This window comes from Paenibacillus sp. FSL H8-0283, from assembly GCF_045040675.1.
Taxonomy (GTDB): Bacteria; Bacillota; Bacilli; order Paenibacillales; family Paenibacillaceae; genus Paenibacillus; species Paenibacillus amylolyticus.
Window position 1 is genome coordinate 346684 of record NZ_CP150295.1, and the last position, 15084, is coordinate 361767.

The window sequence follows — 15084 nt, forward strand, 5'->3', positions numbered from 1 at the left end:
TTGTATATCATAGTAAAAAGAAGACCAATTGGTATGGACGAGTACCCGGAAAATCGAATGGGGAGGAGCCGTTTTTGAATCTACTCCATACACTGGGAGAAGTGAGGAGGGGATGTCGCGTGGATTATCATGACATGCTGGCTCGGTTAGGGGAGGGAAGTGCCCATCCTGGAGGATTTTTGGCAACACTGAAGTTGCTGGATGGCTTATCTCTGCCAGTGAGTAATCATATTCTTGAGATAGGGTGCGGCACTGGGAGGACTGCGTGTTACCTGGCTAAAAGTGGATATCGGGTAACGGCGATTGATCTTCATCGCAATATGCTGGATAAGGCAGTTCGGCGAGCGAGACGAGAACGGGTGGATGTTCGATTTGTTCAGGCTGATGTAACATCGTTACCTTTTCCGGAAAATCATTTTGACGTGGTATTTGTGGAGTCGGTCACGATCTTCACCCCATGGCGGAGTGCACTTGCTGAGTATAGAAGGGTGTTGAAGCCCGGAGGACTTTTAGTGGATCGGGAGATGGTTCTATCAGGCCAGAAGACCGAATTGATGTGTCGCAGGTTAAAGCAATTTTACGGTATACGAACCCTGGTAACGGCCACAGCATGGAGAAAACGCCTCAAGCAGTGTGGTTTCACCAAGGTAGAGGTCAAAGAACATTCGCGATCCATTGCAAAATGGAGCGTTGATCATGATCCACATCGCGAGATCGATATGAATTGGTTTGAGGATGAACGTATGCAGCGAATGAGTCAAACCAATGATCGTTTGCTCGCGAAATACGGCAAAAAGTTGGGATATGCTGTTTTTGCGGCTAGGGCACCGTTGGAGGTCAAAAAGGAAAAATAGGAAAAATAGGAAAAAAACAACTCACACAATCGTGTGGGTTGCCTTTAGTTTGTTTTGACAGAACGTACTACAACATATCGTTGTCGATAATCCGCCAGTGGTGTTTGAGCAGGGCTTCCAGTTGGTTCTTATCTTTGGCTCGAAAAGCACTTAAAATTTGCCGGTGCTCTTCATTAACTTCGAGCAGTACCTCAGATAGCTTTGGTTTATTATCACTAACATAAGATTGCCGGATGAAACTGTTCTTCAATGTGTTTAACATCTCAATGACTGTTGCATTACCACATCGCTGAATGTACAGATTATGGAACTGATATTGGTTCTTGTTGTAGGCAGCAAGATCAAGCTGGCTGATATCTTCGTCCATTCGAACAACCAGAGTTTCCATCTCCAAAAGTTCAGATGGTCTGAGGTGGTCTGTTGCAAGTGTGGCAGCAAGTGCCTCCAGCACACCGATCGCTTGGGAGAATTCCAGTTTTTTGCCTGCATCAAAAGGAGTGACAATAAATCCCCTGCGTGGGATGTATTGCAGCAGATTGTCTGAAGCCAGCTGGAAAAGCGCCTCCCGAGTAGGCGTGCGACTGATGTCCAGCTTTTTGCATATTTCTGCCTCGTTGATCTTCTGGTTGGGAAGCAACGTCCCGTCTTGAATCTTCTGGGCAATGTAATCGTATACGTGATCTTTCAAGGACCGGTATTTGGGTACCTCCATACCGAATCCTCCTTTCTATGTATAGTGAATAAATAGATGGGTGTGGGGCCGTACTGTACGCGCCGTTCAGGAGTTTCAAGTTTTTATCATCTTAACACCGAGGGGGAAGTTGGGCAAGCAAACTTCATGTTTCAGCCGATGTAAATTCTATGTTATATATATCACATTTTATGGAATTAAAGCGTATAAATGTTTAAATAATGATTGTGATAAACCAGAATGTTTGTTAGTATTACTTACATATAAGTCCATATATTGTCTTATGTATATTGTATGCAAACCATTATGTTACTTATTCAAAAAAAAGAATAGGGGTATGATGTGTGAAAAAAGTGCTTTTGCCAATGATGCTGTTGTTAGTGGTTGTATTCATGTCCGCATGTGGGCAGGAAAAAACGACAGGAACCGGATCAGACGCTACTTCGTCTTCGGGCAGTAGCTCTGCGGAAAAGGAAGTCATTGTACTTGGAACCAGTGCGGACTATGCACCCTATGAATTTCATAAGAAAATTGATGGTAAAGATACCATTGTAGGTTTTGACATCGAGATTGCCAAAGCAATTGCGGCTGATCTGGGAGCCGAGCTGAAGATTGAGGACATGGACTTTGATGGCCTTCTTATGGCCCTTGGTACAGATAAGGTTGATTTTGTGATATCAGGCTTAACCCCTACCGAAGAACGAAAGAAGAATGTTGATTTTACGGATATCTACTATTATGCAGAGCAGGCTGTACTTGTTAGAGATGGGGAAGGTGCGGCATTAAAGTCCATAGATGATCTATCAGGTAAACAGGTTGGTGTACAAAAGAGTTCCATTCAGGAAGGGATTGCTCGGGAAATAGAGGGGGCAAAGCTCACTTCTCTGGCCAAAATACCTGAACTGATTCTGGAGTTGCAGACGGGGCGTGTAGACGCACTCATCCTGGAGAAGCCGGTGGCTGAACAGTATGTGAAGAACCAAGAGGGGCTTGTTGTTGCAGGTGTGGAGATTAAACAGGCTGAAGACGAGGGTGGTTCGGCCATCGCAGTGAAGAAAGGTAATCAGAAGCTGCTGGATCAGATCAACACTACATTGGAAAAGCTCAAAACAAACGGAGATATTGAACGGTTCGTCGTTGAAGCGAATGAGATGCTCGGCGAATAAACCGGACGAGTGAGGGATATGCCGTGAATTTAGATTTTTCCTTTCTATTAGAACATTGGCAGGATTATGCACGAAGTGCGTGGGTCACGCTTGAACTTTCCTTCTTCGGTGTATTGTTTGGTACGTTGCTGGGTGTAATCATGGCGCTAATGCGAATATCCCGAATATGGCCAATTAAATTTGTGGCATCGGCGTATATTGAACTCATTCGAGGAACGCCAATGCTCGTACAGATTCTTATTATTCATTATGGTCTGACGGTTGTAGGTGTGAACTTGCCGGCATTTATGTCGGGGGTGGTAGCTCTGACGATGAATAGCTCGGCCTATATGGCAGAGGTGTTCAGGGCCGGGATTCAAGCGATTGATAAAGGACAGACCGAAGCTTCGCGCTCCCTTGGTATGACAAATGGTATGACACTTCGTTATATTATACTGCCGCAGGCTTTTCGTAACATGCTTCCAGCCATCGGTAATGAATTCATTATTATCATTAAAGATTCTTCGCTTGTCTCCATGATCGGCATAGCCGAGATTATTTACACGGCCAGAACGATTCAGGGTGTTACGTTCCAGCCGCTTGCTCCGCTGCTTGTTGCCGCCGGCCTCTATTTTATAATCACATTTACACTGGCAAATTTACTCTCTTGGTTGGAACGTAGACTTTCTACTTCTCGCTAACTATGGATAAAGGATTGGATTAGGCTGGAGTGGAAAAAGAGAGATGTAGTCGTAAATGGCGATGGCATCGCATACATTGTTATTGTATTTTGTATACAATATTTTGGAAAGGTGTTGGGTGTGTATGTCAGATTCCAAAATGTTAATTGATTGGTCGGAGCGTTATGCTGCACCTAATTATCATCCGCTCCCTATTGTTATTGAACAGGCGGAAGGGGTGTGGGTGGAAGACCCTGAAGGCCGCCGTTATATGGATATGTTAAGTGCATACTCTGCATTGAATCATGGTCATAGACATCCTGTGATCATACAGGCGCTCAAGGATCAGGCAGATCAGGTTACGCTGACATCACGGGCATTCCACAGCAGCTCAGCTTCTCTTTTTTATCAGAAACTCTCACAATTCACGGGGAAATCGAAGATTCTCGCCATGAATACAGGAGCGGAGGCGGTGGAGACTGCGGTGAAGGCGGTACGTAGATGGGCTTATCGTTGCAAAGGTGTACCGGAAAATCAAGCCGAGATTATCGTATGCTCTGGTAACTTTCATGGAAGAACTCTGACGGTTACCTCTTTTTCTTCTTCAGCGGAGTATAAAAAAGATTTTGGGCCGTTCACACCTGGATTCCGGATTATTCCCTATGGAGATATTGAAGCGCTGAAGCAGGCCATTACACCAAATACGGCTGGTTTTCTTGTAGAGCCTATTCAGGGCGAAGCTGGAATCGTTATCCCGCCTGATGGATATTTGGCAGAAGCTTTTGCTCTGTGTAAGAGCCAGCAGGTGTTGACTGTATCTGATGAGATCCAGACCGGATTTGGCAGAACAGGTCGCCGTTTTGCCTCCGACTGGGAAGGGGTTGAACCAGACATCTGGATTATGGGCAAAGCGCTGGGGGGAGGAGTCATGCCCATCTCGGCTATCGCTGCTGATGCGGAGATACTTGATTTGTTTGAGCCGGGGTCTCATGGTTCTACGTTTGGGGGTAACCCACTCGCTTGCGCCGTGGCTATAGCAGCTCTGGATGTTCTTGAAGATGAGAAGCTTGCTGAGCGATCGGAGCGTCTGGGGAACTATTTTATGAAAAGACTTCGAGATATTCGCAGTTCAGCCATACGGGATATTCGGGGGAAAGGTTTATTTATTGGTGTTGAACTGCATGAACCAGCCCGCCCTTATTGTGAGCGGTTGATGTCTACTGGACTGCTGTGTAAAGAAACCCATGAGACAACCATTCGATTTGCCCCACCACTGATGATTAAAGAGTTCGAGATTGACTGGGCACTGGAGAGAATTGAGCAGGTGTTGATCACCAATGAGGGAGCTGACCTACATGAAAAATGATGATGATGTACATGGTGGAATAAAAGATACTTCTATTGATACAAGTCAAACATCTGTGCGGCGTAATATTGCTATCATTAAGGTTCCATTTGGACTCGGTGGAGCAAGAGGTGGAGCAGAGTTGGGGCCAGATGAATTGATTACAGCTGGACTGAAGCGGGAGATTGCGAGTCTTGGGTTAGTGCTTTCCAAAGAAGTGCGGGTAGATTGTCCTTCTGAACCTGCTACCCCTATTGAGCGGAATCGTGTAAAACACTTAAATGAGGTACGTCAGGTTAGTGAGAAGGTGTGTAGTGAAGTATCAGGCGCAGTAGAGGAGGGGGCTTTCCCACTTGTGCTTGGGGGAGATCATAGTGTAGCGATTGGTACTTTTGCCGGTCTAACAGCGCACTATTCGAATTTGGGTGTGATCTGGTTTGATGCGCATGCAGACTTGAATACGGAAGAACGAAGCTTGTCCGGTAATATGCATGGGATGAGTGTGGCTGCATCCTTGGGGCATACTGCATTCAATCTGTCGCACATTGCTGGAGCGGGCGCGTTTATTGATCCGTCCAACTTGGTCTATATTGGTCTGCGTGATCTGGATGAGTATGAGAAAGAGCAGATTAAGGGACTGGGAATCCGAGCATTTACGATGCATGATATTGACCGGATGGGAATACAGCAAGTTATTGAGCAGGCAATAGCTATAGCTGGAAAAGGGACAGATGGTATTCATGTCAGCTTTGACCTGGATTGTCTGGATCCACGTGAAGCTCCAGGTGTAGGCACACCAGTACCGGGTGGTTTGAATTACCGAGAAGCACATTATGCATTGGAGATGCTTGCTTCCACAAATCAAGTTACGTCCATGGAACTGGTTGAGGTGAATCCGTTGTTGGATCGCAATAGACACACGGCACGACTTGGTGTGGAACTGATTGCTTCGTTACTTGGTAAGCGCATATTGTAAGCACTGAGAAGTGAAGCGGAGTGTGTAAGCTGTGCCTGAGAAGTGTACTTTATTTATTATAGAAGGAAAGAAAAATGTGATCTCTGAAAACCGGGGCTAGTACACAATCAATTGTTCACTGCAATCGCAGTGGAAGTGGCTTCCCTGGTTATGTTTAATGGATAAGTATATTAGAAGTGCCGTAATGAGGATGCTGAGAGTGATTTCTATAGTACAGGAGCGTCAGATTACATATCGTGCTGATGATGTGGGGTGATTATCATTTTTGAAAAAAGACTTGCAATTGAAATCTGTACATGATATATTCTAATTCCGGCCAAGAAAACACGGTTTACACGGTGCGGCAAGCAAATGAAATAAGCTTCGAAAGAAACTTAAAAAAAGAGCTTGCAAAGTTGGTTCGGACATGATATTATATAAGAGTTGCTGAAGAGAACAACATTCGGTAACAAAACAAGTTTGATCTTTGAAAACTGAACAACGAGTGAGTAAACATTCTGCTTGCAGAATGAACGCAAAAGTTTGAGACAAGCCTTGGCTTGGATCGACTGGAGCACAAATGAGATTTTTAATCTCGTCAGATTCAAAATGAGCTTATCGCTCTTTTCAATACTTTATTGGAGAGTTTGATCCTGGCTCAGGACGAACGCTGGCGGCATGCCTAATACATGCAAGTCGAGCGGACTTGAAGAGAAGCTTGCTTCTCGGATGGTTAGCGGCGGACGGGTGAGTAACACGTAGGCAACCTGCCCTCAAGTTTGGGACAACTACCGGAAACGGTAGCTAATACCGAATAATTGTTTTCTTCGCCTGAAGGGAACTGGAAAGACGGAGCAATCTGTCACTTGGGGATGGGCCTGCGGCGCATTAGCTAGTTGGTGAGGTAACGGCTCACCAAGGCGACGATGCGTAGCCGACCTGAGAGGGTGATCGGCCACACTGGGACTGAGACACGGCCCAGACTCCTACGGGAGGCAGCAGTAGGGAATCTTCCGCAATGGGCGAAAGCCTGACGGAGCAATGCCGCGTGAGTGATGAAGGTTTTCGGATCGTAAAGCTCTGTTGCCAGGGAAGAACGCTTGGGAGAGTAACTGCTCTCAAGGTGACGGTACCTGAGAAGAAAGCCCCGGCTAACTACGTGCCAGCAGCCGCGGTAATACGTAGGGGGCAAGCGTTGTCCGGAATTATTGGGCGTAAAGCGCGCGCAGGCGGTCATTTAAGTCTGGTGTTTAATCCCGGGGCTCAACCCCGGATCGCACTGGAAACTGGGTGACTTGAGTGCAGAAGAGGAGAGTGGAATTCCACGTGTAGCGGTGAAATGCGTAGATATGTGGAGGAACACCAGTGGCGAAGGCGACTCTCTGGGCTGTAACTGACGCTGAGGCGCGAAAGCGTGGGGAGCAAACAGGATTAGATACCCTGGTAGTCCACGCCGTAAACGATGAGTGCTAGGTGTTAGGGGTTTCGATACCCTTGGTGCCGAAGTTAACACATTAAGCACTCCGCCTGGGGAGTACGGTCGCAAGACTGAAACTCAAAGGAATTGACGGGGACCCGCACAAGCAGTGGAGTATGTGGTTTAATTCGAAGCAACGCGAAGAACCTTACCAGGTCTTGACATCCCTCTGATCGATGCAGAGATGTATCTTTCCTTCGGGACAGAGGAGACAGGTGGTGCATGGTTGTCGTCAGCTCGTGTCGTGAGATGTTGGGTTAAGTCCCGCAACGAGCGCAACCCTTATATTTAGTTGCCAGCACTTCGGGTGGGCACTCTAGATAGACTGCCGGTGACAAACCGGAGGAAGGTGGGGATGACGTCAAATCATCATGCCCCTTATGACCTGGGCTACACACGTACTACAATGGCCGGTACAACGGGCTGCGAAATCGCGAGATGGAGCCAATCCCAACAAAGCCGGTCTCAGTTCGGATTGCAGGCTGCAACTCGCCTGCATGAAGTCGGAATTGCTAGTAATCGCGGATCAGCATGCCGCGGTGAATACGTTCCCGGGTCTTGTACACACCGCCCGTCACACCACGAGAGTTTATAACACCCGAAGTCGGTGGGGTAACCGCAAGGAGCCAGCCGCCGAAGGTGGGATAGATGATTGGGGTGAAGTCGTAACAAGGTAGCCGTATCGGAAGGTGCGGCTGGATCACCTCCTTTCTATGGAGAATCGTTTCCTGCAACGGAAACATTCAAATACGCAGCTTAGCTGCAAAACACTCACTCGTTGTTCGGTTTTGAGAGCTCAAACTCTCAAACAGCTTGCTTTTGCATGGAGCTTGTTCTTTGAAAACTAGATATCGAAACGAAACAAACGCGAATTAGAACATTCCTTTAAGCTGATCTTGTGTAAACAAGTGAAGTGTTTTTATAAGGTAGATTGCACGTACGATGGTATCGGGTGGGAGCGACTTTTGGCTTTGCGCAAGCAAAACAAGAGAAGCGAGCAGTCGAAACCGGAGCACGAGGTTAAGCTACTAAGAGCACACGGAGGATGCCTAGGCGCTAGGAGCCGATGAAGGACGTGGCGAACAACGAAACTGCCTCGGGGAGCTGTAAGCAAGCTTTGATCCGGGGGTGTCCGAATGGGGAAACCCAGCTGGGGTAATTTCCAGTTACTCATAACTGAATACATAGGTTATGCAGAGGCATACCAGGGGAACTGAAACATCTAAGTACCCTGAGGAAGAGAAAACAATAGTGATTCCGTCAGTAGCGGCGAGCGAACGCGGAGAAGCCCAAACCAGAGAGCTTGCTCTTTGGGGTTGTGGGACGTCTCACATGGAGTTACAAAGGAACCGGTTAAGCGAAGAGGTCTGGAAAGGCCCGCCAAAGAAGGTAAAAGCCCTGTAGTTGAAAGTCTGTTCCCTCCGAGACGGATCCCGAGTAGTGCGGGGCACGTGAAACCCCGTATGAATCCGGCAGGACCATCTGCCAAGGCTAAATACTTCCTAGCGACCGATAGTGAAGCAGTACCGTGAGGGAAAGGTGAAAAGCACCCCGGAAGGGGAGTGAAATAGAACCTGAAACCGTGTGCTTACAAAAAGTCAGAGCCCGTTTTAGGGGTGATGGCGTGCCTTTTGTAGAATGAACCGGCGAGTTACGTTCCCGTGCAAGGTTAAGGTGAAGAGCCGGAGCCGCAGCGAAAGCGAGTCTGAATAGGGCGAATTAGTACGTGGACGTAGACCCGAAACCGGGTGATCTACCCCTGTCCAGGGTGAAGGTGCGGTAACACGCACTGGAGGCCCGAACCCACGCATGTTGAAAAATGCGGGGATGAGGTGGGGGTAGCGGAGAAATTCCAATCGAACTCGGAGATAGCTGGTTCTCCCCGAAATAGCTTTAGGGCTAGCCTCGGAAAACAGAGTCGTGGAGGTAGAGCACTGATTGGGTGCGGGGCCCGCAAGGGTTACCAAGCTCAGTCAAACTCCGAATGCCATAGACTTACTTCCGGGAGTCAGACAGTGAGTGCTAAGATCCATTGTCAAAAGGGAAACAGCCCAGACCATCAGCTAAGGTCCCCAAGTGTGTGTTAAGTGGGAAAGGATGTGGAGTTGCACAGACAACCAGGATGTTGGCTTAGAAGCAGCCATCATTGAAAGAGTGCGTAATAGCTCACTGGTCGAGTGACTCTGCGCCGAAAATGTAACGGGGCTAAACACACCACCGAAGCTATGGCTTGATGCTTTGCATCAGGGGTAGGGGAGCGTTGTATAAGGGTTGAAGGTGTACCGTAAGGAGCGCTGGACATTATACAAGTGAGAATGCCGGTATGAGTAACGAAAAGATCAGTGAGAATCTGATCCGCCGAAAGCCTAAGGGTTCCTGAGGAAGGCTCGTCCGCTCAGGGTAAGTCGGGACCTAAGGCGAGGCCGAAAGGCGTAGTCGAAGGACAACAGGTCGAAATTCCTGTACCACCGTAAGCCGTTATGAGCAATGGGGGGACGCAGTAGGGTAGTGACGCGGACTGATGGATGTCCGTCTAAGCAGTAAGGCTGATGTGTAGGCAAATCCGCACATTGTAAGGCTGAGCTGTGATGGGGAGCGAAAATTATAGTAGCGAAGGTCATGATCTCACACTGCCAAGAAAAGCCTCTAGCCAGGTGATGGTGCCCGTACCGCAAACCGACACAGGTAGGCGAGAAGAGTATTCTAAGGCGCGCGGAAGAACTCTCGTTAAGGAACTCGGCAAAATGACCCCGTAACTTCGGGAGAAGGGGTGCCCCGGTAGTGTGAATAGCACGAGGGGGCCGCAGTGAAAAGGCCCAAGCGACTGTTTAGCAAAAACACAGGTCTGTGCGAAGCCGTAAGGCGAAGTATACGGGCTGACGCCTGCCCGGTGCTGGAAGGTTAAGGGGAGTGGTTAGGAGCAATCCGAAGCTGTGAACCGAAGCCCCAGTAAACGGCGGCCGTAACTATAACGGTCCTAAGGTAGCGAAATTCCTTGTCAGGTAAATTCTGACCCGCACGAATGGCGTAACGACTTGGGCGCTGTCTCAACGAGAGATCCGGTGAAATTTTAATACCTGTGAAGATGCAGGTTACCCGCGACAAGACGGAAAGACCCCATGGAGCTTTACTGCAGCTTGATATTGAATTTGGGTACGATCTGTACAGGATAGGTGGGAGCCTTTGAAGTGTGAGCGCCAGCTTGCATGGAGGCAACGTTGGGATACCACCCTGATCGTATCTAGGTTCTAACCTGGTACCGTAATCCGGTGCGGGGACAGTGTCAGGTGGGCAGTTTGACTGGGGCGGTCGCCTCCTAAAGAGTAACGGAGGCGCCCAAAGGTTCCCTCAGAATGGTTGGAAATCATTCGAAGAGTGCAAAGGCATAAGGGAGCTTGACTGCGAGACCTACAAGTCGAGCAGGGACGAAAGTCGGGCTTAGTGATCCGGTGGTACCGCATGGAAGGGCCATCGCTCAACGGATAAAAGCTACCCTGGGGATAACAGGCTTATCTCCCCCAAGAGTCCACATCGACGGGGAGGTTTGGCACCTCGATGTCGGCTCATCGCATCCTGGGGCTGAAGTAGGTCCCAAGGGTTGGGCTGTTCGCCCATTAAAGCGGTACGCGAGCTGGGTTCAGAACGTCGTGAGACAGTTCGGTCCCTATCTGTCGTGGGCGTAGGAAATTTGAGAGGAGCTGTCCTTAGTACGAGAGGACCGGGATGGACGTACCGCTGGTGTACCAGTTGTTCCGCCAGGAGCACCGCTGGGTAGCTATGTACGGACGGGATAAACGCTGAAAGCATCTAAGCGTGAAGCCCCCCTCAAGATGAGATTTCCCAGTATGTAAGACCCCTTGAAGACGACGAGGTAGATAGGCTGGGGGTGGAAGTGCAGCAATGCATGGAGCTGACCAGTACTAATCGGTCGAGGGCTTATCCAATAGCAAGTGATAATTCGCGTGTTTCGTTTCGAATCTAGTTTTCAGAGAACGATCTCTGAATGTAAGCTAAGCTATGCGTTTGGTGGCGATGGCGGAGGGGTTCCACACGTACCCATCCCGAACACGACCGTTAAGCCCTCTAGCGCCGATGGTACTTGGACCGCAGGGTCCTGGGAGAGTAGGACGCCGCCAAGCGATTTCCCTTTGGGGTATTTTTTTTGCCCCCTTGCTAAGGAATAAGGGATATATATTAGGGCCCTTAGCTCAGTTGGTTAGAGCGCACCTCTGATAAGGGTGAGGCCGGTGGTTCGAGTCCACCAGGGCCCATAGCAAGACCACAACAAGAAATACACAGTGTATGGGGCCATAGCTCAGCTGGGAGAGCGCCTGCCTTGCAAGCAGGAGGTCAGCGGTTCGATCCCGCTTGGCTCCACCATTCCCTGATAGCTCAGTTGGTAGAGCACTCGACTGTTAATCGAGTTGTCACAGGTTCGAGCCCTGTTCGGGGAGCCATATGGAGAGGTGTCCGAGCTGGCCGAAGGAGCACGATTGGAAATCGTGTAGGCGTCACAAGCGTCTCGAGGGTTCGAATCCCTCTCTCTCCGCCAGATATTTTTTTAGCAAGGCCCGTTGGTCAAGGGGTTAAGACACCTCCCTTTCACGGAGGTAACAGGGGTTCGAATCCCCTACGGGTCATATTATGGAGGCTTAGCTCAGCTGGGAGAGCATCTGCCTTACAAGCAGAGGGTCGGGGGTTCGATCCCCTCAGCCTCCACCATATAACTTTATAACGACGCGGGGTGGAGCAGCCCGGTAGCTCGTCGGGCTCATAACCCGAAGGCCGCAGGTTCAAATCCTGCCCCCGCAATTATACTTTCCTTGAGAAAGTGATCTGGAACCGTGGTGTAGTTGGCCTAACATGCCTGCCTGTCACGCAGGAGATCGCGGGTTCGAATCCCGTCGGTTCCGCCATTTTTTAATTAAATATACACCGTGCCGGTGTAGCTCAACTGGTAGAGCAACTGACTTGTAATCAGTAGGTTGGGGGTTCAAGTCCTCTCGCCGGCACCATTTTTAGTATTTACATCTGAATTTGTGATAGAATGTATATTACAAGTGAAATTGTTAATACTAAGATTCTCTTAGTGGATGAATGGCTTACTCTATGGCGGTCGTGGCGAAGTGGTTAACGCACCGGTTTGTGGATCCGGCATTCGGGGGTTCAATTCCCCTCGATCGCCCCATGATTTTTTAATGGGGATTAGCCAAGCGGTAAGGCAACGGACTTTGACTCCGTCATGCATAGGTTCAAATCCTATATCCCCAGCCATTTCATTACGAGTCATTAGCTCAGTTGGTAGAGCACCTGACTTTTAATCAGGGTGTCGAAGGTTCGAGCCCTTCATGACTCACCATTATATTTTGCGGTCGTGGCGGAATTGGCAGACGCGCACGGTTCAGGTCCGTGTGGGCTAACCCCCGTGGAGGTTCGAGTCCTCTCGACCGCACCATATGTTTTGCGGAAGTGGCTCAGCGGTAGAGCATCGCCTTGCCAAGGCGAGGGTCGCGGGTTCGATTCCCGTCTTCCGCTCCAATATTTGCGCCCTTAGCTCAGCTGGATAGAGCGTTTGACTACGAATCAAAAGGCCGGGAGTTCGAATCTCTCAGGGCGCGCCATTATTCTCATAAGTATCGGGATGTAGCTCAGCTTGGTAGAGCACCTGGTTTGGGACCAGGGGGTCGCATGTTCAAATCGTGTCATCCCGATTTTTTTTATTTGCGGGTGTAGTTCAATGGTAGAACTTTAGCCTTCCAAGCTAATAGCGTGGGTTCGATTCCCATCACCCGCTTCCGAGTAACATATAGAAGAGCCTTTGCTTATAGCAAAGGCTTTTTTTGTGTTAAAAAGAATAAGTGTAATTTATTTAAAATAGGGTCAATTGTCATTTGATTAAGGATGGAATCTTTGTTTAAATAAATAGAACAATTCTTATCTGATTAACCGTATTTAGTTATAAAGGAGGACAAACAGTAATGAAAAGAGCTCTGGTCATTGGTGGAAACGGAACATTAGGTAAAGCCGTTGTTGCGAAACTGAGAGATTATTCCGTTGAGGTTATTACCGCAGGTAGACAATCCGGGGATGTTCAGGTGGATATGACGTCGACAGAGAGTATTACTACCCTCTTCGAAACGGTGAGAAATATTGATTACGTCATTGTGGCGGCGGGCCAGACCCATTATGCGAAACTCGAAGAACTGACACCTGAGAACAATATGATTAGTGTGCAGGGTAAACTGCTTGGACAGGTCAATATCGTATTGATTGGACAGCACTATATTAACGACAAGGGGAGTTTCACGCTGGTCAGTGGCATTATACAAGACCACCCTATTGAGCAAGGTGCATCAAGTGCTATGGTCAATGGGGCTATTGATTCGTTTGCTAAAGCGGCAGCGTTTGAGTTGCCAAGAGGCATTCGTTTGAATTCGGTTAGTCCTAATCTGTTTGTAGAGTCGGCGGAGAAATATAAGGATTTCTTTATTGGATTTAATCCTGTACCTGTAGAAAAAGTGGCTAATACGTTTATCCAGAGTGCACTTGGGATTGAAACAGCCCAAAATTTCAAAATATATTAAAAGTAGGAAAATTATATATGATTTTGATGATTACCTATCCCTAATTAATTGCAGGATGAGAAAGGTGTACATGAAATACATTTGCTGTTAAGCATGTAGAATGATTGTTCATGAAACAGAACTGAATGAGGCCATTTGAAATATTAAATAAAAAGGAGATCCACCGAAAATCCGGGGAATCTCCTTTTGTTTGTTGTGGATGAAACAGAAGTATGTTTACTATTATGGAGCAGGTAGTCCAAGAACTTCGAGCATCTCATTACGTTTGAGCGATTCGGCAATAGGGCCGTCAATGAGCCATTTCTTAGCATTGAGGACATAGACATGACCATTTTGAACAGCGGGTAGGCTTTTCCATACTTGAAGTTGCTGGATTTCATTGAGTTCATCTTTTGTTTTTTGCAACGCTTCAGCTGACCCATCTGAGCTAATGGACACGATAAACAGATAGTCTGCTTTGATTTCAGGCAAAAGCTCAACCGAGATACTGGCATTCATCCGTTCCGGATTCTCTGCCTCAAGTTTGGTAACGAGAGCGTCGGGAGTGAATCCAACCTCATAACCCGCTCCTACATAACTGGAAGCTGGAAATGGCGTGGATGGAATGGAAGAGAAGAACAAACGCATATCCTTCTCTTCCAGGCGCAGGAATGCAGCTGTAGGTTTGGTCTTGGTGATATCGGCTGCGAGCTTCTGAGATTCAGTTACTTGGTCTTTATTTTTTTGTAAAAGCTGTTCAGCCCGCTCTTCAATATCTAGCGCAGTAGCTACCTGCACGATAGATTCCTGCCAATTACGGCGATCATAAGTGATCGTAGGCGCGATCTTCTCGAGTTGTTCGAGAATTTTGGCATCCAAACTGGCATTGGCAATAATGAGGTCCGGATTGGCGCTGACTACAGCTTCAAAATTGACACTTTCATTGATGGGTTCGACATCCACGCCTTGAGCTTCAAGTTGCTCATTCAGGTAATCTTGCCGACCAATAGGTGTAGCAAGTACCAGTGGTACCTCCAAGGAGAGGAGAATGTCCTCCATATTAATGGACACAATCCGTTCGGGATGTGCCGGGATTTCTTTGCTGCCACTGGCGCTCTCCACGGTCTTAGTAGCTGATTCAGTGGATGAGTCCCCATCTGTCCCCGCAGCTGATTTTACGCCATCTGCAGATGGCTGCGAAGTGCTTGCAGGTGTCTGTCCACACGCAACAAGTAACATCGCGAGTATGAACAGGATCCCCGTTATTTTGACATATTGCTGTTTGTACATCATAATCCCCCTGTGTTTCTAATGATATTGATTCTCAGTACACTTTATATTGTAGCGGTCTCATGTTGGGGGAGACATAGCCTT

General features: G+C 48.1%; 8 protein-coding genes, 17 tRNA genes and 3 rRNA genes. 26 read left to right on the forward strand and 2 right to left on the reverse strand.

The features are described 5' to 3' along the window. The first annotated feature begins 119 nt into the window (after positions 1 to 119). The gene (locus tag MHI52_RS01660) at positions 120 to 854 is read left to right on the forward strand and encodes a class I SAM-dependent methyltransferase (protein ID WP_405158320.1); all 735 of its coding nucleotides are present in this window, start codon (positions 120 to 122) and stop codon (positions 852 to 854) included. A 67-nt stretch (positions 855 to 921) separates the two neighbouring features. Here MHI52_RS01660 and MHI52_RS01665 read toward each other — a convergent pair whose 3' ends face one another. Beyond that, positions 922 to 1566 (reverse strand): GntR family transcriptional regulator, encoded by a 645-nt coding sequence (locus tag MHI52_RS01665; RefSeq protein WP_315371174.1) that lies wholly within the window; start codon positions 1564 to 1566, stop codon positions 922 to 924. Between the two features lie 323 nt (positions 1567 to 1889). Between MHI52_RS01665 and MHI52_RS01670 the strand changes: the two genes are divergently transcribed. From MHI52_RS01670 to MHI52_RS01790, 25 genes are all read left to right on the forward strand, one after another. Continuing rightward, positions 1890 to 2711, forward strand: coding sequence for a transporter substrate-binding domain-containing protein (locus MHI52_RS01670; protein WP_405158321.1), 822 nt, complete (start codon positions 1890 to 1892; stop codon positions 2709 to 2711). 23 nt (positions 2712 to 2734) lie between these two features. Continuing rightward, on the forward strand, positions 2735 to 3391 hold the full coding sequence (locus MHI52_RS01675) for an amino acid ABC transporter permease (protein WP_036671925.1): 657 nt from the start codon (positions 2735 to 2737) through the stop codon (positions 3389 to 3391). A 124-nt stretch (positions 3392 to 3515) separates the two neighbouring features. Then, positions 3516 to 4736 (forward strand): ornithine--oxo-acid transaminase, encoded by a 1221-nt coding sequence (locus MHI52_RS01680; RefSeq protein ID WP_405158322.1) that lies wholly within the window; start codon positions 3516 to 3518, stop codon positions 4734 to 4736. After that, positions 4726 to 5691: an arginase gene (gene rocF / locus MHI52_RS01685; protein WP_405158323.1), complete on the forward strand. Its 966-nt coding sequence runs from the start codon at positions 4726 to 4728 to the stop codon at positions 5689 to 5691. The genes MHI52_RS01680 and rocF overlap by 11 nt, the downstream gene beginning before the upstream one ends. A 614-nt stretch (positions 5692 to 6305) precedes the next feature. Further along, positions 6306 to 7858: ribosomal RNA gene (locus MHI52_RS01690) — 16S ribosomal RNA — on the forward strand. Between the two features lie 307 nt (positions 7859 to 8165). Continuing rightward, positions 8166 to 11091 (forward strand): 23S ribosomal RNA (locus tag MHI52_RS01695). 78 nt (positions 11092 to 11169) lie between these two features. Beyond that, a 5S ribosomal RNA gene (rrf, locus tag MHI52_RS01700) occupies positions 11170 to 11286 on the forward strand. The 16S, 23S and 5S rRNA genes sit together here with 17 tRNA genes alongside, the layout of an rRNA operon. A 58-nt stretch (positions 11287 to 11344) precedes the next feature. After that, positions 11345 to 11418: transfer RNA gene (locus tag MHI52_RS01705), tRNA-Ile, on the forward strand. A 33-nt stretch (positions 11419 to 11451) separates the two neighbouring features. Beyond that, positions 11452 to 11527, forward strand: a tRNA-Ala gene (locus MHI52_RS01710). 1 nt (position 11528) lies between these two features. Further along, positions 11529 to 11604: transfer RNA gene (locus MHI52_RS01715), tRNA-Asn, on the forward strand. Between the two features lie 3 nt (positions 11605 to 11607). Then, positions 11608 to 11699 (forward strand) — tRNA-Ser (locus MHI52_RS01720). Between the two features lie 16 nt (positions 11700 to 11715). After that, positions 11716 to 11787: transfer RNA gene (locus MHI52_RS01725), tRNA-Glu, on the forward strand. Positions 11788 to 11793: 6 nt separating this feature from the next. Beyond that, a tRNA-Val gene (locus tag MHI52_RS01730) sits at positions 11794 to 11869 on the forward strand. 16 nt (positions 11870 to 11885) lie between these two features. Continuing rightward, positions 11886 to 11959: transfer RNA gene (locus MHI52_RS01735), tRNA-Met, on the forward strand. 26 nt (positions 11960 to 11985) lie between these two features. Beyond that, positions 11986 to 12063 (forward strand) — tRNA-Asp (locus MHI52_RS01740). A 23-nt stretch (positions 12064 to 12086) separates the two neighbouring features. Beyond that, positions 12087 to 12162: transfer RNA gene (locus MHI52_RS01745), tRNA-Thr, on the forward strand. A gap of 97 nt (positions 12163 to 12259) precedes the next feature. Beyond that, a tRNA-His gene (locus MHI52_RS01750) sits at positions 12260 to 12335 on the forward strand. An 11-nt stretch (positions 12336 to 12346) separates the two neighbouring features. Continuing rightward, positions 12347 to 12421 (forward strand) — tRNA-Gln (locus tag MHI52_RS01755). Positions 12422 to 12430: 9 nt separating this feature from the next. Beyond that, a tRNA-Lys gene (locus MHI52_RS01760) sits at positions 12431 to 12506 on the forward strand. Positions 12507 to 12515: 9 nt separating this feature from the next. Next, positions 12516 to 12602 (forward strand) — tRNA-Leu (locus MHI52_RS01765). A gap of 8 nt (positions 12603 to 12610) precedes the next feature. Then, positions 12611 to 12685 (forward strand) — tRNA-Gly (locus MHI52_RS01770). Between the two features lie 6 nt (positions 12686 to 12691). After that, a tRNA-Arg gene (locus MHI52_RS01775) sits at positions 12692 to 12768 on the forward strand. Between the two features lie 16 nt (positions 12769 to 12784). After that, positions 12785 to 12858, forward strand: a tRNA-Pro gene (locus MHI52_RS01780). A gap of 12 nt (positions 12859 to 12870) precedes the next feature. Further along, positions 12871 to 12941 (forward strand) — tRNA-Gly (locus MHI52_RS01785). A 184-nt stretch (positions 12942 to 13125) separates the two neighbouring features. Continuing rightward, positions 13126 to 13731, forward strand: a complete 606-nt coding sequence (locus MHI52_RS01790; protein WP_076329870.1) for a short chain dehydrogenase — start codon at positions 13126 to 13128, stop codon at positions 13729 to 13731. Positions 13732 to 13953: 222 nt separating this feature from the next. Here MHI52_RS01790 and MHI52_RS01795 read toward each other — a convergent pair whose 3' ends face one another. Further along, the gene (locus MHI52_RS01795; RefSeq protein ID WP_405158324.1) at positions 13954 to 15003 is read right to left on the reverse strand and encodes an ABC transporter substrate-binding protein; all 1050 of its coding nucleotides are present in this window, start codon (positions 15001 to 15003) and stop codon (positions 13954 to 13956) included. Between the last annotated feature and the right edge of the window lie 81 nt (positions 15004 to 15084).